Annotated in this window: 24 protein-coding genes and 1 riboswitch; of the genes, 13 read left to right on the forward strand and 11 right to left on the reverse strand. The window is 66.7% G+C overall.

Annotated elements, in window-relative coordinates:
- Positions 1-11 precede the first annotated feature (11 nt).
- Positions 12-551 carry a hypothetical protein gene (locus RJ527_06120; protein WND77315.1) on the reverse strand — a complete coding sequence of 180 codons (540 nt, stop codon included), beginning with the start codon at positions 549-551 and terminating at the stop codon, positions 12-14.
- Between the two features lie 101 nt (positions 552-652).
- On the opposite strand from RJ527_06120, the gene RJ527_06125 reads away from it, so the two are divergent.
- The 3 genes from RJ527_06125 to RJ527_06135 are packed head-to-tail and all read left to right on the forward strand — an operon-like array spanning position 653 to position 2,588.
- Positions 653-1,366 (forward strand): gamma-glutamyl-gamma-aminobutyrate hydrolase family protein, encoded by a 714-nt coding sequence (locus tag RJ527_06125; GenBank protein ID WND77316.1) that lies wholly within the window; start codon positions 653-655, stop codon positions 1,364-1,366.
- Positions 1,363-2,211, forward strand: a complete 849-nt coding sequence (locus tag RJ527_06130; protein ID WND77317.1) for an NAD(P)-dependent oxidoreductase — start codon at positions 1,363-1,365, stop codon at positions 2,209-2,211. The genes RJ527_06125 and RJ527_06130 overlap by 4 nt, the downstream gene beginning before the upstream one ends.
- Positions 2,208-2,588 (forward strand): DUF423 domain-containing protein, encoded by a 381-nt coding sequence (locus RJ527_06135; protein WND77318.1) that lies wholly within the window; start codon positions 2,208-2,210, stop codon positions 2,586-2,588. The genes RJ527_06130 and RJ527_06135 overlap by 4 nt, the downstream gene beginning before the upstream one ends.
- Here RJ527_06135 and RJ527_06140 read toward each other — a convergent pair.
- The 6 genes from RJ527_06140 to RJ527_06165 form a co-directional block, all read right to left on the reverse strand.
- Positions 2,536-3,264 carry a hypothetical protein gene (locus tag RJ527_06140; GenBank protein ID WND77319.1) on the reverse strand — a complete coding sequence of 243 codons (729 nt, stop codon included), beginning with the start codon at positions 3,262-3,264 and terminating at the stop codon, positions 2,536-2,538. The two genes, RJ527_06135 and RJ527_06140, sit on opposite strands and share 53 nt — an antisense overlap.
- A gap of 136 nt (positions 3,265-3,400) precedes the next feature.
- Positions 3,401-3,928 (reverse strand): hypothetical protein, encoded by a 528-nt coding sequence (locus RJ527_06145; protein WND77320.1) that lies wholly within the window; start codon positions 3,926-3,928, stop codon positions 3,401-3,403.
- A gap of 125 nt (positions 3,929-4,053) precedes the next feature.
- Entirely contained in the window at positions 4,054-5,661 is a 1,608-nt protein-coding gene (locus tag RJ527_06150; GenBank protein ID WND77321.1) for a phosphoenolpyruvate carboxykinase, read from the reverse strand.
- Between the two features lie 248 nt (positions 5,662-5,909).
- A complete protein-coding gene (locus tag RJ527_06155; protein ID WND77322.1) occupies positions 5,910-6,650 on the reverse strand; it encodes a pyridoxamine 5'-phosphate oxidase family protein in 741 nt (246 codons plus the stop codon).
- 106 nt (positions 6,651-6,756) lie between these two features.
- On the reverse strand, positions 6,757-7,503 hold the full coding sequence (locus RJ527_06160) for a CbtA family protein (GenBank protein WND77323.1): 747 nt from the start codon (positions 7,501-7,503) through the stop codon (positions 6,757-6,759).
- Positions 7,504-7,513: 10 nt separating this feature from the next.
- Complete coding sequence (locus RJ527_06165) at positions 7,514-7,690, reverse strand: CbtB domain-containing protein (GenBank protein ID WND77324.1); 177 nt, start codon at positions 7,688-7,690, stop codon at positions 7,514-7,516.
- Positions 7,691-7,774: 84 nt separating this feature from the next.
- A riboswitch (cobalamin riboswitch) is annotated at positions 7,775-8,027 on the reverse strand.
- A gap of 228 nt (positions 8,028-8,255) precedes the next feature.
- Here RJ527_06165 and RJ527_06170 point away from each other — a divergent pair.
- Together RJ527_06170 and RJ527_06175 are read left to right on the forward strand one after the other, a co-directional pair.
- A complete protein-coding gene (locus RJ527_06170; protein ID WND77325.1) occupies positions 8,256-8,948 on the forward strand; it encodes a response regulator transcription factor in 693 nt (230 codons plus the stop codon).
- A gap of 58 nt (positions 8,949-9,006) precedes the next feature.
- A complete protein-coding gene (locus RJ527_06175) occupies positions 9,007-10,713 on the forward strand; it encodes a stimulus-sensing domain-containing protein (GenBank protein ID WND77326.1) in 1,707 nt (568 codons plus the stop codon).
- On the opposite strand, the gene RJ527_06180 is transcribed toward RJ527_06175, so the two are convergent.
- Both RJ527_06180 and RJ527_06185 read right to left on the reverse strand, forming a co-directional pair.
- Positions 10,710-11,639 carry a class I SAM-dependent methyltransferase gene (locus tag RJ527_06180; protein WND77327.1) on the reverse strand — a complete coding sequence of 310 codons (930 nt, stop codon included), beginning with the start codon at positions 11,637-11,639 and terminating at the stop codon, positions 10,710-10,712. The genes RJ527_06175 and RJ527_06180 overlap by 4 nt on opposite strands.
- Positions 11,640-11,667: 28 nt before the next feature.
- Positions 11,668-12,459, reverse strand: coding sequence for an SDR family oxidoreductase (locus RJ527_06185; GenBank protein ID WND77328.1), 792 nt, complete (start codon positions 12,457-12,459; stop codon positions 11,668-11,670).
- A 221-nt stretch (positions 12,460-12,680) separates the two neighbouring features.
- On the opposite strand from RJ527_06185, the gene RJ527_06190 reads away from it, so the two are divergent.
- From RJ527_06190 to ptsP, 5 genes are all read left to right on the forward strand, one after another.
- On the forward strand, positions 12,681-13,169 hold the full coding sequence (locus RJ527_06190) for an HPr kinase/phosphatase C-terminal domain-containing protein (protein ID WND77329.1): 489 nt from the start codon (positions 12,681-12,683) through the stop codon (positions 13,167-13,169).
- Positions 13,166-14,053, forward strand: coding sequence for an RNase adapter RapZ (gene rapZ, locus RJ527_06195; protein WND77330.1), 888 nt, complete (start codon positions 13,166-13,168; stop codon positions 14,051-14,053). Before RJ527_06190 ends, rapZ begins: the two co-directional genes overlap by 4 nt.
- Positions 14,054-14,163: 110 nt before the next feature.
- On the forward strand, positions 14,164-14,571 hold the full coding sequence (locus RJ527_06200; protein ID WND78027.1) for a PTS sugar transporter subunit IIA: 408 nt from the start codon (positions 14,164-14,166) through the stop codon (positions 14,569-14,571).
- A 21-nt stretch (positions 14,572-14,592) separates the two neighbouring features.
- Positions 14,593-14,886, forward strand: coding sequence for an HPr family phosphocarrier protein (locus RJ527_06205; protein ID WND77331.1), 294 nt, complete (start codon positions 14,593-14,595; stop codon positions 14,884-14,886).
- 22 nt (positions 14,887-14,908) lie between these two features.
- Positions 14,909-16,648 (forward strand): phosphoenolpyruvate--protein phosphotransferase, encoded by a 1,740-nt coding sequence (gene ptsP, locus RJ527_06210; GenBank protein WND77332.1) that lies wholly within the window; start codon positions 14,909-14,911, stop codon positions 16,646-16,648.
- Here the strand turns inward: ptsP and RJ527_06215 are convergent.
- Together RJ527_06215 and RJ527_06220 are read right to left on the reverse strand one after the other, a co-directional pair.
- A complete protein-coding gene (locus RJ527_06215; protein ID WND77333.1) occupies positions 16,645-17,364 on the reverse strand; it encodes an alpha/beta hydrolase in 720 nt (239 codons plus the stop codon). The genes ptsP and RJ527_06215 overlap by 4 nt on opposite strands.
- Complete coding sequence (locus RJ527_06220) at positions 17,361-18,071, reverse strand: haloacid dehalogenase type II (GenBank protein WND77334.1); 711 nt, start codon at positions 18,069-18,071, stop codon at positions 17,361-17,363. Before RJ527_06220 ends, RJ527_06215 begins: the two co-directional genes overlap by 4 nt.
- A 300-nt stretch (positions 18,072-18,371) precedes the next feature.
- Here RJ527_06220 and ahcY point away from each other — a divergent pair, with 300 nt between their 5' ends.
- From ahcY to hspQ, 3 genes are all read left to right on the forward strand, one after another.
- Positions 18,372-19,766: an adenosylhomocysteinase gene (ahcY, locus tag RJ527_06225; protein ID WND77335.1), complete on the forward strand. Its 1,395-nt coding sequence runs from the start codon at positions 18,372-18,374 to the stop codon at positions 19,764-19,766.
- Between the two features lie 91 nt (positions 19,767-19,857).
- Positions 19,858-21,513, forward strand: a complete 1,656-nt coding sequence (locus RJ527_06230) for a PAS-domain containing protein (GenBank protein WND77336.1) — start codon at positions 19,858-19,860, stop codon at positions 21,511-21,513.
- A gap of 113 nt (positions 21,514-21,626) precedes the next feature.
- The gene (hspQ, locus tag RJ527_06235; GenBank protein WND77337.1) at positions 21,627-21,956 is read left to right on the forward strand and encodes a heat shock protein HspQ; all 330 of its coding nucleotides are present in this window, start codon (positions 21,627-21,629) and stop codon (positions 21,954-21,956) included.
- Positions 21,957-22,047 lie beyond the last annotated feature (91 nt).

Raw genomic sequence — 22,047 nt, forward strand, 5'->3', positions numbered from 1 at the left:
TATGCAAAAAGCTACGGGCGGTCTTCGAGCAGACGCTGAATCTTGTCGGCATGGCGCAGGAACTTGGTCGCCGCGACGATCTTGCCGACCCCCGGCCCGTCATCGGCGGCAAGCGGCAACCGCAGGGTATGGCATTCGGCGACCAGTCCGCTTTCAAGCGTCCAAGAGTTCTGCATCAGCATGGGACGGCGCGTGTCGTAGACCGCCTGATATTGCGCCAGCACATCCGGCGCGTTCAATTCGCTGAGTCCTTCGATGACCGGCTTGCCCGTGGGGTCCGGGCGATTGCCGAGAAACAGAAACCGCCCCGTGCCCCAGAATCGGTAAACAAAATCGGTCGGGGCCGGGCCAGCATCGACGACGGTCAGAATCGCGAGAATGTCCGGATCCAGGTCGATCAGCCGGAACCCCTCCCCGATGGCGCCGCCCCAAGGCGGCAGGTCGGGTGGGGTCGCCAATCCTGCCCAGTAGTTGAACAGCACCGCCAGCCTAGGTTCCATCACCTGGGGGGAGATGGAAAGTGCTTCCATCCGAGGCTTCTGTTCGACCATCCGTTCCCCTTCGGGTATAAATCCCTGTAAAGGTTAGGCCTCTATCGGACCGGAGATCAACCATTGCCCGAAAATCGCCCCGCTGACAGTCTTGGCGTCCCATGACGACGCGCCCCGTCATCGGCATTCTGCTCGACTATCAGGAAAAGGGCAGCTTTTCCAAACGCCCGCATCATGCCCTGCGCTGCGCCTATTTCGATGCCGTCTGGGCGGCCGGCGGCCTGCCCGTGGGCCTGCCCTATATCGCGCAGGCATGGGACGATTATCTGGACGCGATCGGCGGCGTCATCGTGCCCGGCGGCTTCTACCCCTTTCCCGAGGTTTACTACGGCGGCGAAATCGTCGTCGCCGAAGCGCCGCATCCCCGCCACACCGCCGAGGTGCCCCTGGTGCGGGCCGCCATCGACCGGGACGTTCCCCTGTTGGGCATCTGCGCCGGACTGCAGGTTCTCGCCGCGGTCGAGGGGGCCAGCCTGATCCGCGACCTGAAATCGGAAATCGCGGGGCCCATCGACCATCTCAACGAAAAACCGGCGGAGGAAACCGCCCATGCGGTGGCCGTCACGCCGGGCACCCTGCTGCACAAGATCGTCGGGCGCGACGAGATGATGGTCAACACCGCCCATAACGAAGCCCCGCGCGCGCTGCCGCCGACGCTGATCGTCAACGCCGTGGCGCCGGACGGGGTGATCGAGGGCGCGGAGCGGCCTGACAGCAAATTCTGCCTGGGCGTGCAGTGGCATCCGGAATTCTTTCTGGGCGACCGCGACCCCAATCAGGCCCTGTTCCGGGCCCTGGTCGAGGCGGCGCGGTGAGCATTCCATCTTCCGGCACGGCAACCGTCGGCATCGCCGGCTGCGGCGCGATGGGACTGCCCATGGCGGAATGCCTGTTGGCGGCGGGTTACGACGTCTGGGGCCATGACGTCAGGAATATTGACGACTTCGGCGTCTTCGCGCCGCGCATGATCGCGGATGCGGGCGATTTCGCCGCGCGCTGCGACATCGTGCTGTCCGTGGTCCGCGATCTGCGGCAAACGGAAGACCTGTGTTTCGGCGACCAGGGCATCCTGTTGCGCCCCAACCGGCCGGACCTGTTCGTGACCTGCTCCACCCTGTCGCCCCGCGCCGTGGCGGATCTGGCGGCGCGCATGCCGGACGGCGTGGATTTCGCCGACGCCCCCATGTCGGGGGCGCCCTTTCGCGCGGCCCGTGGCACGCTGACCTTCATGGTCGGCGGCGCCCCGGCGACGGTGGGGCGCCTGATGCCCCTGTTACAGGCCATGGGCGACGGCATCCACCACCTGGGCCCCGTGGGGGCGGGCATGACCTGCAAGGTGTTGAACAATTTCGTCGGCGTGGTCGGCGTCGTCGCCGTGCGCAAGGCGTTGGCCTCGGCCCAGGCCCTGGGGCTCGACCGACGGCGGCTGCTCGACGTCATGGCCGTGTCGTCCGGGTCGACCTGGTACGGCGACAACATCGACGCCATCGACTGGTCGCGCCAGGGATACGATCCCGGCAACACCATCGGCATCATCGAAAAGGACGTGAAGGCCTATCTGGATGCCCTGGACGATGGCGCCGGGGCGTTCGAAACGGCCTTGCTGGACGAACTGCGGGCACTTGAGCCGCTTGACCTTGAACCGGGACCACTGTCGTGACCGGGCGCTGGTGGATCGTCCTGGCCGGGGTGTCGGGCGCCCTCGCCGTGGCGTTGGCCGCCTATGGCAGCCACGGGTTGGAGGGCGACGCGGTCCTCAAGGACCAGTTCGCCACCGCCAACCGCTTTCACATGTGGCACAGCCTGGCCCTGATCGGCGCGGCCCTGGTCCGGGATCGGGCGGGGACCAGGGCCGCGCCGTGGGCCGCTGGGGCGGCGGCCCTGTTCGCAATCGGCATTCTGTTGTTTTCCGGCGCGCTTTACGCCGCGACGGCGCTCGGTCTGTGGAGACTGACCTTTCTCGCCCCCTGGGGCGGCTTTGCCCTCATGGCCGGCTGGCTGGCGCTTGCCGTGACGGCGTTCCGCGCACGCCCCTGACGGTCGCGGCGGCGCGGACACCCGCGCCCCGGGGCGGCAGATGAACGAAACGGTGGCCCCGGGCGGTGAAGGCCTCGGTCAGCGCCGCCATGTCGTCGAGCAGCGGTTGCTGCCAATCAAGCCCCACCAGACGCAGCGCCATGGCCCGGGCGCGGCCCCCGTCCCCCGCCTGCACGGCGGCGGCAAGGGCGACCAGGGCGCGTTCGTCCCCGGTGGTCGTGCGCTTCCAGGCCTTGTGGAAATGCATCATGCGGCGCCCGCCGGCGTTGAGGGTCTCGATCACCCCACGCAGCGCGACCATGGCCCGGGTCGTGCGCAGATCGCCGAAATGGGCGCGGTACTGCATGCCGACCAGGGTCCAGTTTTCCGGCCCGTGCAGCCACAGGCGGATCGGCTTGATCAGCAGGCATTCGGGCAGGTCGAGATCTGAAAAATCGAGCCGCCGGGGCCGTTCCGCCGACTGATCGGCGGCGCCGCAGGCCGTCGTCGCCTGACGCAGACCCGTGGCCGCGTCGGGACAGGGCCCTTGATCCGCCGCGGGGCCCGCGGCACCCCACCGGCCGCCGTCCGATTGACCGCCGGATCGACCGCCGGATCGACCGCCGGATCGACCGCCGGATCGACCGCCGGATCGACCGCCCCGATGTCCGCCACCGCCGTATCCCATATGTCCCATCAATGCCGTCCCGTATGCTGCCTGTTCATGATCGATGCATCGCAATTGCAATTCATTCGCATTTGCAAGTCAAGCGAAAAGGCGGCACCCGTCCTTTTTGCGGCAAACGGCGGGGACGAATTTCCGGGAAAGACCGTCAGGGGCGGGACAGCACGTCCTTCAGCACGTCGAGGATCAGGCCCGTGCCTTTTTCCAGCAACACGACGGAGGTATCCACGATGACGCGTTCCGTGCCGTTCGCCGGCGGCGGCAGGTTGACCACCGCTTCGTAAGGCAACGGATTGGCGGCAAGTCCCGGCGGCAGACGGCCGTTGCGTTCCAGCTGTTTTTGCAACCCCGGCGGAAGCTTGCCTTTCTTGGCCAGGCCGGGGGGCAGGCCCTTGCCGCGGCCCGGCTCGCCCTTGTCTTTTTTCTTGCCGTAGAACTTGCCGTCGCGGCCCTGTTCCAGGTCGTCGTATTTGCCGTCGTGCCCGGTCTTGCGGTAGGTGCCGTCGCCGTTGGCCTCATAGCGCCCATCCCCCAGGACTTCCTTCAGAATCCGTTTCTCGATTTCCGAAAACACGATGTCCGTGACCGACGGCTGCGCCGTCGACTGCGCCCGCGCGGCAGGGGAGGCCACGGCCATGGCCGTGGCCGCCATCAATAGAAATGCCAGCACCCTCATGATTCGCTCCCTTGACTGTTTGGTCTGTTTTCGCGACCAGTCTGCCCGAACGGATCGCCCGGCCAAAGAAAAACCGGCGCCTCTTGCCAGGGGCGCCGGTTTTCCGGTCGGGCTGCGGGACGGGATCAGGCGGCGGCGCGGATGGCGGCCGCCTTCACACTGTCGCCGACATGGCTTTCGAACTGGCCGAAGTTGGCTTCGAACCGCTGGGTCAGGTCGCGCGCCTGGGCGTCGTAAGCCCCGGCGTTGGCCCAGGTGTTCTTGGGGTTGAGCACGTCCGTCGGCACGTTCGGGCAGGCGTTGGGCACCAGCACCCCGAAATTGGGATCGGGGGTGAAGCCGGCGGCGTCGAGCTTGCCGTCGAGCGCCGCGTGCAGCATGGCCCGGGTATAGGCGATCTTCATGCGTTCGCCCTCGCCGTAGCCGCCGCCGGACCAGCCGGTGTTGACCAGCCAGCATTTGGCGTTGTGCTTGGCCATCTTTTCGCCCAGCAGCTTGGCGTAGACCGTGGGATGGCGCGGCATGAACGGTGCGCCGAAGCAGGTCGAGAACGTCGCCTGCGGCTCCTTCAGGCCCCGTTCGGTCCCGGCGACCTTGGCCGTATAGCCGCTGAGGAAGTGGTACATGGCCTGATCCGGGGTCAGCTGACTGATCGGCGGCAGCACGCCGAAGGCGTCGCAGGTCAGCATCACGATGTCCTTGGGCTGGCCGCCGCAGCCGCTGGCCGAGGCGTTGTGGACCTTGGAGATGTCGTAGCTGACGCGGCCGTTCTCGGTCAGGGACGGATCGAAGAAATCGAGCCCGCCCGTGGCCGGGTCCATCACCACGTTCTCGATGATCGAACCGAAGGTGTGGCAGAGATCGAAGATTTCCGGCTCGGCCTCGTGGGTCAGGTTGATGGTCTTGGCGTAGCAGCCGCCTTCGAAGTTGAAGACCCCGACATCGCCCCAGCCGTGTTCGTCGTCGCCGATCAGCGTGCGCGAGGAATCCGCCGACAGGGTCGTCTTGCCGGTGCCCGACAGGCCGAAGAAGATGGCCGTGGCGCCGTCGGCGCCCTGGTTGGCCGAGCAATGCATGGGCAGCACGTCGCGGGCCGGCATCAGGAAGTTCATGATCGAGAAGATCGACTTCTTGATCTCGCCGGCATAGGCCGATCCGCCGATGATGATCATGCGCCGTGACAGGTGCACGACGATGAAGGTGCCCGAGGTGGTGCCGTCATGTGCCGGGTCGGCGGTCAGCGACGGCGCCTGGATGACGGTGAATTCCGGTTCGAAGGAGGCCAGGTCATCGCGCGGCGGCTGAATGAACATGTTGCGCGCGAACAGGTTGTGCCAGGCTTCCTCGGTCACCACCCGCACCTTCAGGCGGTAATCGGGATGGGCCCCGGCGTAGCAGTCCTGCACGAAGGCGTCCTTGCCCTGGTAATGCTTCTGCATCTTGTCCAGCAGGCCGTTGAAATGAGCCTCGGACATGGGGCGGTTGACCTTGCCCCACCAGATCTCACCCTTGGTCGCGTCTTCCTCGACGATGAAGCGGTCGTTGGGCGAACGGCCCGTGTGCTGGCCTGTTTCGGTGACGATGGCGCCGCCGGCCGAAATCCGGCCTTCGCCGCGGCGGACCGCCTCTTCGAACAGATGATGAGCGTCGAGGTTCCAAAAGGCCCGCTTGACCCCCGCCAATCCGTGGTTGTCCAATCCGAAGCTGGAAATGAAGTGTCCTGCGTTCTCCACAATAAACTCCTTGAGGATAAAGTCCGCGCCCACCGACCGCGGCGATGCGGCCCGTTGCCCGTTTCGTTGAATATGAAGGATGACCGCCGACAGCCCGCCCCCCGGCGGTCCATCACGCTCTGTGTCCCTGGTGTTTCCCTGCGCCCTGTTAATCAAGGTTTCCCGCAAAACGTAACCTTCCCGGCAGGACGGGGCAACATTCCTTTCACATTATCGCAGCCAAAATGTCGCCGAACCACCGGGCGGGGTCAGGCCCCGGCCCGCGCCTTCGCCGCGAGATCGACCAGGGCCCGGCGCAGGCCGCCCGCGTCGGCCGCCATGGCGTCGAATTCAAGGCGCGCTGGAACGTCGTTCCGCATCAGGTCCAGGCCCCAGGGATCGCAGGCGACGGCGCGCCAGCCCTGGCCCTTTCGCCGCAACAGCTTGTTGGCGTAAAGGTCGAGCGCCGCCCCGTGATCGCCGTTCATGTGATCGATGACGCCCGCTTCCGCCTGGGCGACGGCGCGCACGGCGGCCGCGGGCGGCGCGATCTCGTCGCCCTTCAGCCATTGCGCGCGGGCGAAGCCGCCGACCAGATGCACCCGGTCGATGTCCATGCGGTAGAATCCGAAGTCGCCGAAATCGGCATAGCGCGCCGCCCCCGGATGGCGGGCCAAAAACCGCGCGCGGTGGCGCTTCGACGTGGTCGGGGCGACCGTGCCGAGGACCGAGATGCGCGGCCCCTGCTGCGGGTTCTTCTTGCGCAGGGCGCGTTCGACCAGAAGCGACGCCTTTGGGTCTTTCGCGAGATTGCCCGTGTGATCGGACAGGCCCGAAAACAGAAATATGGGGGCGCCGTCCGTATCCGGCGCGTAGGTCACGAGCGAGCCGTAGGGCCAATGCGCCTTCCCCCGGAAGGTCGTGGACAAGACGCCCGCGCGCCCGCCCATCAGCAGACTGCGGATCTCGGCGATCAGGACATCGCGGGGAACGGAAGGGGGGCGGACCATCGCGGCGGAACCTCCTTGAACGGCGGGCGGCGGAACCATCCCGCCGCCCGTGTTCAAGATTGCCCGAAGGCCGTGCGGTCAATCAATGACCGCGATCAATGCCGCCTCAGGTCAGGCGGAAACGCTGCGCCAGGGTTCCCGTGGCCCAGCCGAGAAAGGCCCAGAAGGCCGCCGCCGTGACCAGGGAGGCCGCGACGAAATGGCCCGCCAGTTCCGGCGGCACGGCGCCGCCGATGGCGTCCGGTTGGGGGGCCCCGACCAGATGGGGCAGAATCAAAAGCGCGACGCCGCCGAAGGGCATCCAGCGGTCACGGCCCAGGAACATGAGGGCCAGACCCGCCACCGACGCGCCGGCCGCGAAGATCCACCATCCCTGGCGGGCGACCAGCTCGGCGGCCATGGAGCCCGGCACCTCGGGCGGCAAACCCAAGGACGGGGCCAGCGACACCGCCGCGAACCCGGCGACACCCCACATCACGCCCTGCCGCCCATCGACGGGCCGGCCGCGCATGAACATCGCCGCCGTCAGCACCAGGGCGAAGCCGATTCCCGTCAACACGTTGGCGAGGGTGGTGTACAGCGTGCGTTCCAACCCGTCTTCGGGCCCCCAGCCTTCCGCTTCGGCGCCCGGCGCGTGCTCTCCCGTGGCATGGGCCAGATAGAGCCGCCCGCCGGTCAGCCCGCGCGCCGTCAAATCCAACCGCGCATGACCGCCCAGGGAGGCCGCGGGTTTGTTTTCGAATTCCTCCGCATGGAGAATGATGGGGGTGGTCGTGAAGTGCTGCACCACGGAAATGACGAGCCCAGCCGCCAGCCCGGCCAGCAGCGCGACCGTAAAGATACGTCCGATCATGGCGCCCTCCTTAGTGGCAGGGGAAGGCGAAGGCGTGCCGGGTATCGTGGGCAGCGTTGTGAATGGCCTCCGGATGGGCGAAGCCCGTGCCGAACAGCAGGAAAACCCCGAACAGAAGAGCGAGGGCCGCGGGCATCGCCCGTTCGGCGGCGGTCGTCGTGACGATCCGGTTGGTCTGAGTGGTCATTGCGTGAAACCTCCGATTTCAAAAACGTCGCGTTAAGGTTTCACCGCTGGCGGCTTTCCGCCCCTACAGGACCCCCGTCCCTTGGGTATCGCGGTGACAGGCGGCAGGTCTCCTGGCTTGTGGGTCGTCGTACCGTCCGGCCTTCCCGGGCACCCCATCCTTCCTTGCGGAAGAATCCGGCGTCCAGTGGCGCGACGGTGAACGGTACTCGCCACTCACAGTTGCGGGGGCAGCCACGGCGCGGGAGCCCCCGAATTGGGTCTGCTCCGTTCCGTGTTCCCTCTTAGCCCCGGGGCCTCATGCCCTTGATCGGGGAACCACCTGGCGCGGACTATAAGGAACAAGGGCGGCGGCGGTCAACGGATTGCGACCATCCCGCCGCCGGTTTTGCCTTATTTCCCCCTTGGGATTGGTCAAAGACGCCCCATTCGCGTTAAAATTCTGCCATAAAGGCGGACGAGAGTGGCCTTCCGCCGGAGGGGCCTTATGGCAAATCCGGCGTATCGTCATTCGCCGCCCGGCGGGCCCACCGATGCCCCCGCCGGCGACCCGCAAGGAGATTTCCATGCCGAGTTCCATCGCCCTGGTCGACGACGATCAAAACATTCTGACCTCCGTGTCCATGGCGCTGGAGGCCGAGGGCTACAACGTCACCACCTATTCCGACGGGGCCGAGGCCCTGGAAGGCCTGGGCCGCGCCCCCGTGGACCTGGCCGTGCTCGATATCAAGATGCCGCGCATGGACGGGATGGAGCTGTTGTCCCGCATCCGCGAGCGCGACAATCTGCCGGTGATCTTCCTGACCTCGAAGGACGACGAGGTCGACGAGGTCGTGGGGCTCCGCATGGGGGCCGACGACTACATCAAGAAGCCGTTTTCCCAGCGCCTGTTGATCGAGCGCATCCGCGCCGTGCTGCGCCGCCGCGAATTGGAGGGCAAGGAGCCCGATTCCAAGGATGTCGTGCGCCGGGGCGAGTTGGTGCTCGACCCAGGCCGGCATCTCTGCACCTGGCAAGGCAAGGAGGTGAACCTGACGGTCACCGAATTCCTGATCGTCGAGGCCCTGGCCCGCCGCCCCGGCCACGTGAAAAACCGCGACCAGTTGATTGACGCCGCCTACGGCGAGAATATCTATGTCGATGACCGGACGATCGACAGCCACATCAAGCGGCTGCGCCGCAAGTTCCGGGCCGTGGACAATGACTTTTCGGAGATCGAAACGCTGTACGGCATCGGCTACCGCTACAAGGCGGAATAGCTTGCACATCGCGCCGGTCGCCGCGTTTGCCGCCCTGTTCCGGGGCTTAAGGGGGCCCATGGCCAAGGACGGAACCTATCCCGAGGACGGCCCGGCCGCGCCGAAAACCCCGGCGGGCGGCAAGACGTCCGCCGCGCCGGTGGGAGAGACCCCGCGCGGCGGCGAGCGTCAGCGCAAGCGGCGCCTGATTTCGCCCATTTCCGTTCATATCCTGGCCATCAACATGCTGGCCCTGTCGATCCTGGTCGCCGGTGTGCTGTACCTGGGCGACTATCGGCAAAGCCTGATCCGCGCCGAACTGTCGGCCTTGCGCACCCAGGCGCAACTGTTCGCCGTGGCCCTGGCCGAAGGGGCCATGCACCTGGACCAGTCGTCGGAACAGCAGGTCGCCACCAACATCCGCAACCAGATGCTGCGCCGGCTGGTCGAGGCCACGGGCACGCGCGCGCGCCTGTTCAACCGGGCCGGCGAACTGGCCGCCGACTCGCGCTATTTCGGCAAGACCCGCCAGGCGGTGGAGGTCGAACAGCTGCCGCCGCCGGGCACCGACGAGGGCGGCACGGCCGACGCCGTGTTCGACATCTACGACCGCCTCACCCGTTGGCTGCCGGGAACCCTGCCGCTCAGCCATTACCGGGAAATCCCGGAGCCCTCGGCCGCCGATTATCCCGAGGTCATGTCCGCTCTCATGGGCGACGACAGCAGGATCGTGCGCGCCTATTCCCAGGACAGCATGATGCTGTCCGTCGCCGTGCCCGTGCAGCGCTACAAGCGCATCCTGGGTGCCTTGATGCTGACCAAGCCGTCGGCCAGCATCGACAACGCGCTTCTGGACGTGCGCCTGGATATCCTGAAGATCTTCGGCGTCGCCATCGCCATCACCACGTTCCTGTCGATCTATCTGGCGCGCACCATCGCGCGGCCCGTGAAGCGTCTGGCCGCCGCCGCCGACCGCGTGCGCCGCGACCACAGCCGCGAAGAGGAAATCCCCGATTTCACCACCCGCAACGACGAAATCGGCGACCTGTCCCATGCGCTGCGCGGCATGACGGCAGCGCTCTGGACCCGCATGGACGCGATCGAGCGGTTCGCCGCCGACGTCGCACACGAGATCAAGAACCCCCTGACCAGCCTGCGCAGCGCGGTCGAGACCGCGGCCCGGATCAAGGACGTGGACCAGCAACGCAAGCTGATGTCGATCATCCAGGACGACGTCGGCCGCCTGGACCGCCTGATTTCCGACATTTCCGACGCGTCCCGCCTGGATGCGGAACTGTCGCGCTCGCACCGCGAGCCGGTCGATCTGGCCGGCATGCTGTCGACCCTGGCCGATGTCCATGCGACGACGGCGGCGGACGGCGGGCCGAAACTGGTGTTGGAGATCATGGACGGCGAGAAACTGTCGGTGCAGGGCATGGAAGGCCGCCTGGTCCAGGTGTTCCGCAACCTGATCGCCAATGCCGTGACCTTCAGCCCGCCGGGCGGCGCCATCCGCATCACCGCGTCGCGCGACCGCAAGGCGGCGGTCGTCACCATCGACGACGAAGGTCCCGGCATCCCTCCCGGCAAGGAAGAGGCGATCTTTCAGCGCTTCTATACGGAACGCCCGCAGGGCGAGAAATTCGGCACCCATTCCGGTCTGGGGCTGTCGATCTCGCAGCAGATCGTCGACGCCCACGACGGCACCATCCGCGCCTCCAACCGCCTGGGCGCCGACGGTAAAATCCTCGGCGCCCGGTTCACGGTCACCCTGCCGGCGGCCTAGGACTTCTTCAAACTCACCAGGATCGTATCCGCCGCCATCTGCCCGCCGACCCGTTCGCGGCCCCGGTGGTCGGCCAGCACGCGGCGGAATTCCTCCCAGTTGGCGAGCACCACCGGCAGGCGGGCGAGGCCACGGACCCGGCCCTCGCCCCGGACCTTGTCGCAGGTATGCTTGAGCGCCCGTTTCCAAGGCGCCTTGGCCTTGGGCATCCAGGTTTCCAAGTCCAGCCCCAGCACCCGGGCCAAGCCTTCGAGGGCGGCGATGTTCCACCGCGTCATGTGATGGGGCGGCAGGTTCATGACGTCATCATGCAGGTATTCGCGGCTCATCGGCGAATAGGGCACGGAAAACAGGATACGTCCCTTGGGCGCCAGCAGATTGCGCACGGCGCCCATGAGGGCCCCCGGCGTCGCGACATGTTCGAGCACATGGCTGAGGACCACGGCGTCATAGGCGCCCGCGGCCTCGACGATCACCTGTTCCAGCGATTCGCGGCGCACGTCGAGCCCCCGCGCCTGCGCCTTTTTCACCGAACTTTCCGACAGGTCGATGCCCTCGGCCGTGACCTGGGGCAGGTCCTTAAGCGTTTCCAGGAAATCGCCCTGCCCCGCACCCAGCTCCAGCAGGCGAAGCGGCCGCGCCTCCGCCGCCAGGACGTCCTTGATGCGGGCCCATTCCCAGCGCCCCTGGGCGTGGTACTTGGGGAACGAGGTCAGCCAATCGTAGAGCACGGCACCCCCCGCCCGCATGGGGTCCGCATAGACCAGGGCGCAATCGGCGCAGCGCACGATGTCGTAATCGCCGGGCACCGCGTCCGCAGGCGGGCTTTGCCCAAACACGGCCGCGAGCCCGCGCGCGATTTCGTCCGCGCCAAGGCGGCGGATCACGGCGCCGGGGCCGGAACAGACGGGGCATTTGGCGGTCATGGCCGCCCTTATACCTTCTTGGCTGCCGTCAGTAATTAACCGATTCGCCCGATCCGCCGTCGACGGCGATGCATTGGCCCGTGACCATCCCCGCCAGGGGCGAGCAGAAGAACAGGACCGCGTTCGCCATGTCCTCGGGCGCCACCAGCCGGCCCATGGGAATTTCCGTCTCGCGCTTGGCCATGGCGTCCTTCAGGCTGATGCCCGCGTCGTCGGCCTCGCGCTGGAAGATCTGCATGACCCGCTCCGTCGCCGTGAACCCGGGATGCACGCAGTTGATGGTGACCCCGCCCTTGGCGGCGCGGGTCGCCAGCTGCTTGGTGAAGTTGGCGACGCCCGCGTTGACCACGCCGTTGGTCACGCGAAGGGGGGCGACGATGCGCGCCGTCATGCCGCCGATGTTGACGATGCGGCCCCAACCCTTTGCCTCCATGCGCGGCAGCAGGATGCGCGCCAGGCGGATATAGGCCATCAGCTTGACGTCGATGTGGTAGCGGAACAGCTCGTCCGTCTGCTCGTCGAAGGGGGCCGCGGTCGAGGTCACGGCGTTGTTGACCAGGATGTCGACGCCGCCGGCCGCCGCCAGGGCCTGTTCGGCGAACCGCTCCACGTCCTCCAGCTTCGACACGTCGGCCTGGAACGGCCAGGCCTCGACCCCGAGTGCGCGGATGTCCGCCGCCGTCGCCTCCAGGCTGTCCGGCGTGCGCCCGCACAGCGCGATGTTGGCGCCCTGTTTCGCCAGGGTCAGCGCGATGGCGCGGCCGATGCCGCGCGAGCCGCCGGTGACGAAGGCGGTCTTGCCCTTCAGTTCGAAATCCATGTTGTTTGTCCTCCCATGAGGTTCTGCGGTGCCCCCGCTTGCGCGCAGCATGGCGCAGCGGAATGGACCCGTCCACAAGGGCACGGCGAATTTTTCCCGCCCACGGGCGGTTTGCAAAAAACCGGGACAAAAATACGCCGCCGTCGCCGGAAGTCACGGGTCGGCCTCAAGAATTGGCTGGACAGGACCGGCCCGCCATTCCAACCTCCCCGCTTATGCGGATGGTTCACGAACAAGTCCATGCCACCTGCGTCGCCATCGGCGGCGCGGGCGTGCTGCTGCGCGGCCCGTCGGGGGCCGGCAAGTCGGATTTGGCGCTGCGCCTGATCGACGGCGGCGGCGCCGACGGCCCCCGTCTGGTCGCCGACGACCGGGTCGACCTGACCCTGCGCGCCGGCCGCGTCTGGGCGCAGGCCCCTGGGCCGCTGAAGGGCCTGTTGGAAGTCCGCGGCGTCGGCATCATGCCCATGAAGGCCCTGGACGAAATTGCCATCGCCCTGGTCTGCGATCTGGTCGCGCCGCCTTTGGTCGAGCGCCTGCCCGAGGTCGTGACGACCCCGGTCCTGGACCTGGACATCCCCTTCATCCGCCTGGCCCCGTTCGAGGCCTCGGCCCCCGCCAAGATCCGCCTGGCACTGCGCCGCCTGCCCTGGGAAGCCGTGGACGGCGAGGCCGATATCATCGCCGGACGGATCGGAGAACAATCATGACGTCCGGCGGCGAACAAGCGGCGCCAGCCGGGAAACTGCCCCTGGTTCTGGTCACCGGGGTGTCGGGGGCGGGCAAGTCATCGGCCCTGAAGGCGCTCGAGGACATGGGGTTCGAGGCCGTCGACAACCTGCCGCTGTCGCTGATGGGCCGGCTGGTCGCCCCCGGCGACTTTCCCCATCCCATCGCCGCCGGCGTCGATATCCGCACCCGCGAATTCGGGGCCGAGGCGTTCCTGGAACAGGTCGCGGAACTGCGCGCGCGCGCCGATGTCGACGTCAAGGTTCTGTTCATGGACTGCGACGATCAGGTGCTGACCCGCCGTTACGCAGAAACCCGGCGGCGCCATCCGCTCGCCATCGACCGGCCCGTGGCCGACGGCATCCGCCAGGAACGCACCCTTCTGGCCCCCGTGCGCGAACAGGCCGACGTGGTGATGGACACCTCCGACATGTCCCTGGGCGCGCAAAAGGCGGCCATGGAAGATCATTTCGCCGTTCAGGGCGATCCGGGCCTGCCCGTGTTCGTGGTTTCCTTTTCCTACAAAAACGGCCTGCCACGCGACGCCGACCTGGTGTTCGACGTGCGGTTCCTGAAGAACCCCCATTACGACCTCGATCTCAGGCCCTTGACCGGCCTGGACGAAAAGGTCGGCCGGCATGTCGCGGGCGATCCCGGGTTCGACGAGTTCTTCGGCCATCTGACGGCGCTGCTGGGGCCGCTGCTGCCGCGTTATGCGGCCGAGGGGAAAAGCTATCTGACCATCGCCGTCGGCTGCACCGGCGGGCGCCATCGCTCCGTTTATGTCGCCGAACGCCTGGGGGCTTGGCTGGGCAGCCAAGGAGAAAAGGCGCGGGTGCGCCATCGCGACTTGGACAAACGATGAGATTCGTACCAATATCCCTTTCCGGAAAGATACCGAAGCGGACCAAATAAACCGCCGGCCGGGGAGCCGCCACTTCTTGAGGGACACACACGAATGATGGAATGCCTGTCATGATCGGATTGGTCGTCGTAACCCACGGCAATCTGGCGACGGAAATGATTTCCGCCCTGGAACACGTGGTCGGGCCGCAACCCGACGTGGCCGCCGTGTGCATCGGGCCCGAGGACGACATGGAGGAACGCCGCGCCGAGATCATGGAGCGGGTCGAGCAGGTCGAATCGGGCGAGGGCGTCGTGGTGTTGACCGACATGTTCGGCGGCACGCCGTCGAATTTGGCGATTTCCATTCTGGATCGCGCCAATGTCGAGGTCATCGCCGGGATCAACCTGCCCATGCTGGTCAAGCTGGCCAGCGTGCGCAAGACCGAACCTCTGGCCAAGGCCGTCGAGGCGGCCCAGGAAGCGGGCCGCAAGTACATCAACATCGCGTCGCGCCTGCTGACCCAGGAAGCGCGCTAGCGCGCCCGGCCGGGAAGACTTATGCCGTCGCGTACCGTCACCATCGTCAACATGCGCGGCCTGCACGCCCGTGCGGCCGCCAAGTTCGCCAAACTGGCGGGCGAGTTCGAAGCCGAGGTTCTGGTCTCCAAGGACGGCCAGACCGTGGGCGGGCGGTCGATCATGGGGCTGATGATGCTGGCCGCCGCCCCCGGCACGGAGATCGAGATCGCCTGCAACGGCGATGGCAACGCGGCCGCGTTGGACGCCCTGGCCGCCCTGGTCGAGGACGGCTTCGACGAGGAACTGTCGGACATCCCGGCGCCGGACAAATGAGCCCCGTGACATGAGGGGGGACATGGAAAAACGTTTCGAAGGAATGGGGGTTTCGCCCGGGATCGCCGTGGGCCCGGCCCACGTGCGCGAGGCCGGCACCCTGGAAGTCCCCGAACGGCACGTCGCCAAGAAGGGCCGGCCGGCCGAGGCAAAGCGCCTGACCGCCGCCGTGATCCTGGCCCGCCGCCAGATCAAGCGCCTCAAGGCCCAGGCCCAGAAGGACACCGTCACCCAGGAAATGCATTTCCTGTTCGACGCCTACCTTCAGATGCTGGAGGATTCGCGCCTGGTGCGCGGCGCCCAGGACCTGATCCAGGGCAAGGGCCTGAACGCCGAGGCGGCGGTACAAAAGACCCTGACCGGCATCGTCCATGCCTTTCAGGCCATGGACAACGCCTATATCGCGGCCCGGGTCGACGACGTGCGCGACGTCGGCAACCGCATCATCCGCAACCTCATGCGCGAACCCCTGAAGCCGTTCAGCCAGGCCGCACCGGGATCGGTCATTATCGCCGATCAGTTGTCGCCCGCCGACACGGCGCAGTTGGACCCCGCGCGCATCGCGGGTGCCGCGACGGCGCTGGGCGGGGCCGAGGGGCACGCGGCGATCATGGCCCGGGCGCTGGGCATCCCGCTGGTGCTCGGCGTGCCCGATTTGGCCGACGCGGTGACGACCGGCGCCCAGGTCATCATCGACGGCACCCGCGGCACGGTCATCGTCAACCCGACGGCGCGCACGCTGGGCGTTTACGAGCAGCTCAAGATCGACGCCCGCAAGGTCGCCGAACGCCTGGGCCATATGCGCACCGTGCCCGCCGTCACCCGCGACAACGTGACCGTGGCCCTGGCCGCCAACCTGGAACTGCCCATCGAACTTGAGATGGTCAAGCGCAACGGGGCCGCCGGCATCGGCCTGCTGCGCACGGAATTCCTGTACATGAGCCGCGACGACACGCCGACGGAGGACGAACAGTACGCGGCGCTCAGGGAAATCGTCGACGCCATGGACGGCAAGCCGGTGACCATCCGCACCCTCGACGTGGGCGGCGAGAAACCGGCCCGGGGGCTGTTGGGCGACCTCGGCGAGGCGGCCGCTTCGGCGCTCGGCCTGCGCGGCATTCGTTTGTCGCTAAAACACACGAAGACCATGGACGCGCAGCTGACGGCGATCCTGCGCGCCGCCTGCCACGGGCCCGTGCGCATCCTGCTGCCCATGGTCTCCACCGTCTCGGAGGTCCGCCAGACGCGCGACGCCCTCAACAGGGCCGTGCAACGGCTCAAGCGCCGCAAACAGAAGGTGCCCAACCCCCTGCCGCCCTTGGGCGTGATGATCGAGGTGCCGGCGGCGGCGCTGGCCGCCGACGCGCTTGCCCAGGTTTCGGACTTCTTCGCCATCGGCTCCAACGACCTGACCATGTACACGCTGGCCACCGACCGCACCAACGAACACGTCGCGCATCTGTTCGACTCGCTCCACCCGGCGGTGCTGCGTCTGATCCAGTTCGCGACCCAGGCCGCCCTGCGTTCGCGCATCCCGATCTCACTCTGCGGCGAGATCGCGGGCGATCCGCGCTATGCACCCCTGCTTTTGGGCCTGGGACTGCGCGAGCTGTCCATGGTGCCGGCCAACATCCCGCTGGTGAAACAGCGCATCCGCGCGCTGGACATCGCCGCCGCCACCCGCCGCGCCGACGCCATCATGGGCCAGGTCGACCCGGGCCGCATCGCGGCCCTGCTCGACGATTTCAACGGGCTGTCCTAAACCCCGGCGTCGGCGAGCCAACCTGCGATCACGCCAAGGACCGCCTCCGGCGCCTCCATCGGCGTCATATGGCCGCAGTCCTCGATGATCTCGAACCGCGCGCCCGGAATGGCGTCCGCCATCTCTTTTGATTCGTTCATCGAACGCAGTTCATCCTGATGCGCCCAGATGACCAGGGCCGGGCAGGCGATGTTGGCGAGGTCCGGCCGCCCGTCGCGGCGCTGGATGGAAAGCTGCTTGATGAAGGCGTCGCCGCCCATCCGCAGTGCCATGTCCTTGACCTCCTGGATCAGGGCTTCGTCGTCGCGCCGGTCCGGGTGGAAGGCCTTCTTCACGGCGTCCGAGGACAGGCCCCTGAAGCCGCGTTCCCGGGTATGGGCGATCAGGAAGGCGTTGCGTTTGGTGATTTCAGGGCGCGGCGGGTGGGCCGAGGAGTTCATCAGCACCACCCCCGCGACGCGGTCCGGCGCGAGACGCAGGATCTCCCGGGCGACGAAGCCGCCGAGCGAGAAGCCGATGAGGATGAAGCGCTCCGGGGCGCCCTCTAAAATCTCCCTGGCCGTCGCCTCAAGATCGTCGGTGCGGCTGAGGTCCGCGAAGGTGCAGGTGCCGAGAGCCGCCAGCCCGGGCTCCATGCGCGACCACAGGGCGCGGTCGGTCATGAAGCCGGGGCAAAGAATGAAATGGCGGGAAGGGGTCGATGGCTCGGTGGTCATCCACAGAGTGTATCGGCCATCTCCTTGAAGTTTTCAACGATCAGGTCGGGCTGTTCCGGCCAGGCGCCGAAGGGCCGCTTGCGCCGGTCGATGAAGGCCGTGCGCATGCCGAAGCTTTTCGCGCCCACCACGTCGAATTCGTGGTTGGCGACGAACAGGCAGGACGTGCGGTCGAAGCCGGTGATGTCGCAGGCCGTGGCGTAGGTCGCCCAATGGGGCTTGAAGTAGCCCGCTTCGGCGACCGAGATGACGTGGTCGAACTTGAAGCCGATGTGCGGTCCGGCGTTGGCCAGCATGTCCGGGTCGCCGTTGGACAGGATCGCCAGTTTGTAGCCCGCCTTGCGCAACTTGCCCAAGGCCTTGATGACGTCGGGGAAGGGCTTCAGCTTTTCGATCTCGGAGACCAGCCATTCGACCTCGGCCTGACTGTACTCGATGCCGGCCCGGTCCATGACCACGGAGACGGCCCGGTGGCCGATCTGCCGATAGGGGGTATGGCCGCGATCGCACAAGGCATCGATCATGGAGTTTTCGAAGTGCGTGCGCCGCCACCAGGTGACGAAGCTGTGGGGGTTGCCGTCCCAGCCCTTCTTTTTCAGGAACGGCGTGGCGATTTCCGTCAGGCCCTTCTGCATGTCGACGATGGTGCCGTACTGGTCGAACACCAGAATCTTGATTTCGCGCTTGAGAATGTCCGGGTCGGTCATGTGGGAAGGTCCCTTTCAGGTGGCCAGTTGTTGAGCAGCGCGCAGTATGCCTTGGGCCAAGGCCCTGGAAAATCGCGAAATTCTAGGCCCAAGGTCGAGATTTTCTCCGCATTGTACTTGGTCCCGATCCCGGGCCGCCCCAGGCCCGCCCCTTGAAGATTGGCCCCGAGGCTGCTACATCCCGGTCACCACGCCGGACCGGGCGGGACCCCGCCCGGCGAAATTATTTCACAGTGCAGCACCTTCGGACATCAACGTCCGAGGTTTGCGCCGAACGGATTCAACGAACAGGAGTTCTATATGCCCTTCGACGATTACAAGGTTGCCGACATGTCGCTTGCGGATTGGGGCCGCAAGGAAATCAGCCTGGCCGAAACGGAGATGCCGGGCCTGATGTCGACGCGCGACGAATACCGTGCCCAGCAGCCGTTGAAGGGCGCGCGCATCGCGGGTTCGTTGCACATGACGATCCAGACCGCCGTGCTGATCGAAACCCTGAAGGACCTGGGCGCCGACGTGCGCTGGGCCTCCTGCAACATCTTTTCGACCCAGGATCACGCCGCCGCCGCCATCGCCGCCGGCGGCACGCCGGTGTTCGCCCACAAGGGCGAGAACCTGGAGGAATACTGGGACTACTGCCACCGCATCTTCGACTTCCCCGAAGGCACCGCCAACATGATCCTGGATGACGGCGGCGACGCGACGCTGCTGATCCATCTGGGCATCCAGGCGGCGAAGGACCCGTCGGTGCTCGACAATCCGGGCTCGGAAGAAGCCGAATACATGTTCGCCTCGATCAAGAAGAAGCTGGCCGAGGATTCCGGCTGGTACGCCCGCCAGGGCGAGGCCATCAAGGGCGTGACCGAAGAAACCACGACCGGCGTGCATCGCCTGTACGAGATGCAGAAGAAGGGAACCCTGATGTTCCCGGCGATCAACGTGAACGATTCGGTCACCAAGTCCAAGTTCGACAACAAGTACGGCTGCCGCGAAAGCCTGGTCGACAGCATCCGCCGCGCCACCGACGTGATGATGGCCGGCAAGGTCGCCGTGGTCGCCGGGTATGGCGACGTCGGCAAGGGCTCCGCCGAAAGCTTGAGCAGCGCCGGTTGCCGCGTGCTGGTCACCGAGGTCGATCCGATCTGCGCCCTGCAGGCCTGCATGGAAGGCTACGAAGTCGTGACCATGGAGAACGCGGCACCCCGCGGCGACATCTTCGTCACCACCACGGGCAACATCGACGTCATCACCCTTGACCACATGCGCGCCATGAAGGACCGGGCCATCGTCTGCAACATCGGCCACTTCGACAACGAGATCGAAGTCGCCAAGTTGAAGAACTTCAAGTGGAACAACATCAAGCCGCAGGTCGACGAGATCACCTTCCCCGACGAGAAGCGCATCATCCTTCTCGCCGAAGGCCGCCTGGTCAACCTGGGCTGCGCCACCGGCCACCCCAGCTTCGTGATGTCCGCCAGCTTCACCAACCAGACGCTGGCCCAGATCGAGCTGTGGACCCGCGGCGACAAATACAAGAACGAGGTCTACGTGCTGCCCAAGCACCTGGACGAAAAGGTCGCCATGCTGCACCTGGAAAAGCTGGGGGCGCAGTTGTCGACCCTGCGCAAGGACCAGGCCGATTACATCGGCGTCGAGGTCAAAGGCCCGTTCAAGACGGACGCCTATCGCTACTAATCCGGCCGTTCCGCCGGAAAAGGTTAAGAGGCGGCGCGCAAGCGCCGCCTTTTGCTTTGTTATCAGGCAGTTCAATGATTAACATCCCTGCGTGCTAAGCAATATCACCCCCATCAGCGCGTTCAGCGCCGGCCTGCTCCTCGGCGCCGGCCTGCTATTGATCGTCGCCTGGATGTTCCGGCGCCGCGCGGGCGAGGCCGAACACGAACGCCGGCGGATCGAGGCCGTGGCCGTCAAAGCCCGGGAAATCCTGGCCGGATCGCCCGACGGCCTGTTCCTGTGGGACCGCGGATCGGGCGGCGTCACCTGTTCGCGCAAGCTGGCGTCGCTGCTGTCGCTGGCCGACGGCACCAACGCCAAGTTCGAGGATGTCATCGCCCGCTTCGACGGCGATTCGGCAAAACGGCTGAAGGCGTCGGTCACTTTCCTGCACGAAGAGGGCCGGCGTTTCGAGATCGTGCTGACCACCGCCGATTCGGGCGGCCGGCGCATGATCCAGGCCGTGGGGGCGCGGGCCAGCGCCAAGGACGGCAAGGCGCTCGCCGACATGGTGTGGATGCGCGACATTTCCGCCGCCGCCAAGCTGCTGATCGACCTGACCGGCGAGGGCGACCTGCCGGAAGCCCGCGACCTGCACCTGCGCGGCCTGCTCGACGCCCTGCCGTTCCCGATCTGGCTGCGCGACGGCGACCTGCGCGTCGTGTTCACCAATCAGGCGGCGCTCAACCAGCGCGTCGCCGGCCCCGACGACGGCCAGGCGGAAACGGCGCGCGACGAGGCCCGCGCGGTGACCCGCGTCCAGGACCTGGAAAATGCCGGCGAGACCAGGTCCTTCGACGTCACCGAATGCCCGCTCGCCACCGACGGGGGCGGCGACGGCGAGGCCGCGCCGGACAGCGCCGTCAGCGGCCTGATCGGATATGCCTTCCCCCATGGATCCGGCGAGAACCCGGCGCCGCCCCCGGCGGCCGAGCCGGCCGCCCTGCCGCCCTGGGCGCAGATGGCGGCGGCCGTGCTCAAGGGCCTCGGCACCGGGATCGCCATCTTCGACCGTTCGGCCAAGCTGGCGTTCTTCAACGAGGCCTACCGCGACATGTGGCGGCTTGACGGCGCCTGGCTGGACGAAGGCCGCGATTTTCCGGAAATCCTCGAACACCTGCGCGCCGAGCGCCGCCTGCCCGAGGTTCCCGACTTCCGCGCCTACAAGATGGAACAGTTGGCCCTGTTCGAAGAGGCCGGCGACCCCATGGGCGATCTCATGCATCTGCCCGACGGGCGCACCCTGCGCGCCGTGGCATATCCCATGCCGTCGGGCGGGCTTGCCTTCGGCTACGACGACGTGACCGACCAGCTCGACCTGGAAAGCGCCAACAACGCGCGCGACGCCGTCTACCGCGCCAGCCTGGAAAACCTCAGCGAGGCCATCGCCGTGTTCGGATCGGACGGCCGGCTGAAGTTCTGGAACCCGGCCTTCGCCCGGCTATGGGATGTCGGCGGCGACGGGTTGACCGCCGGCACCCACGTCAGCGACTTCGTCGAGGCGACCCGCCCGCTGGCCGCGCCCGGCGGCGACTGGGACACCAAGAAGGCGCAGATCCTGTCGGCCATGACCCGGCGCGAGGTCACCCGCGACGCCATCGAATGCGCCGACGGCCGGCGGCTGGAATTCGTCAACACGCCCCTGCCCGACGGCGGGGTGCTGATCGCCTATGCGGAAACACGGGCGAACGGGACCCCCGACGCCTGACCCGTGACCCCTGACTTTCGGCTGACTTTGACTCCGCCCGCCGACGCACTATATTGAGGATGCGCCTGCGAACGGCCGTCCTCGGAAGAAGGCAATAAAAGGACCACAAGGTCATGAGTAGATCATTCGCGAAATTCCCGCTCGGCGAGTTCGTCCGCCACCGCGTCTATGGATTCCGCGGCGTGGTGTTCGACATCGACCCCGAATTCAACAACTCGGAGGAATGGTACGACAGCATTCCCGCCGAGGTGCGCCCGCGCAAGGACCAGCCGTTCTATCACCTGCTTGCGGAAAACCACGACAAGTCGCCCTATGTGGCCTACGTGTCGGAGCAGAACCTGGAGCTTGAGGATTCGGACGAGCTGATCGACCACCCGGACCTGCCGGACTATTTCACGGTCGACGACGACGGACGTCTGATCTACCGCCACCCCATGAACTGAGGCCGCCCCCGGGCAGAAGCCGATCTAAGCTCCTGCATTGGTATATGGCCTTAGTCTAAATTGTGGGCCCGCAGCCCGGGGTCTAAAATCC

The organism is Thalassospiraceae bacterium LMO-SO8 (genome assembly GCA_031655335.1).
Taxonomy (GTDB): Bacteria; Pseudomonadota; Alphaproteobacteria; order Rhodospirillales; family Casp-alpha2; genus UBA1479.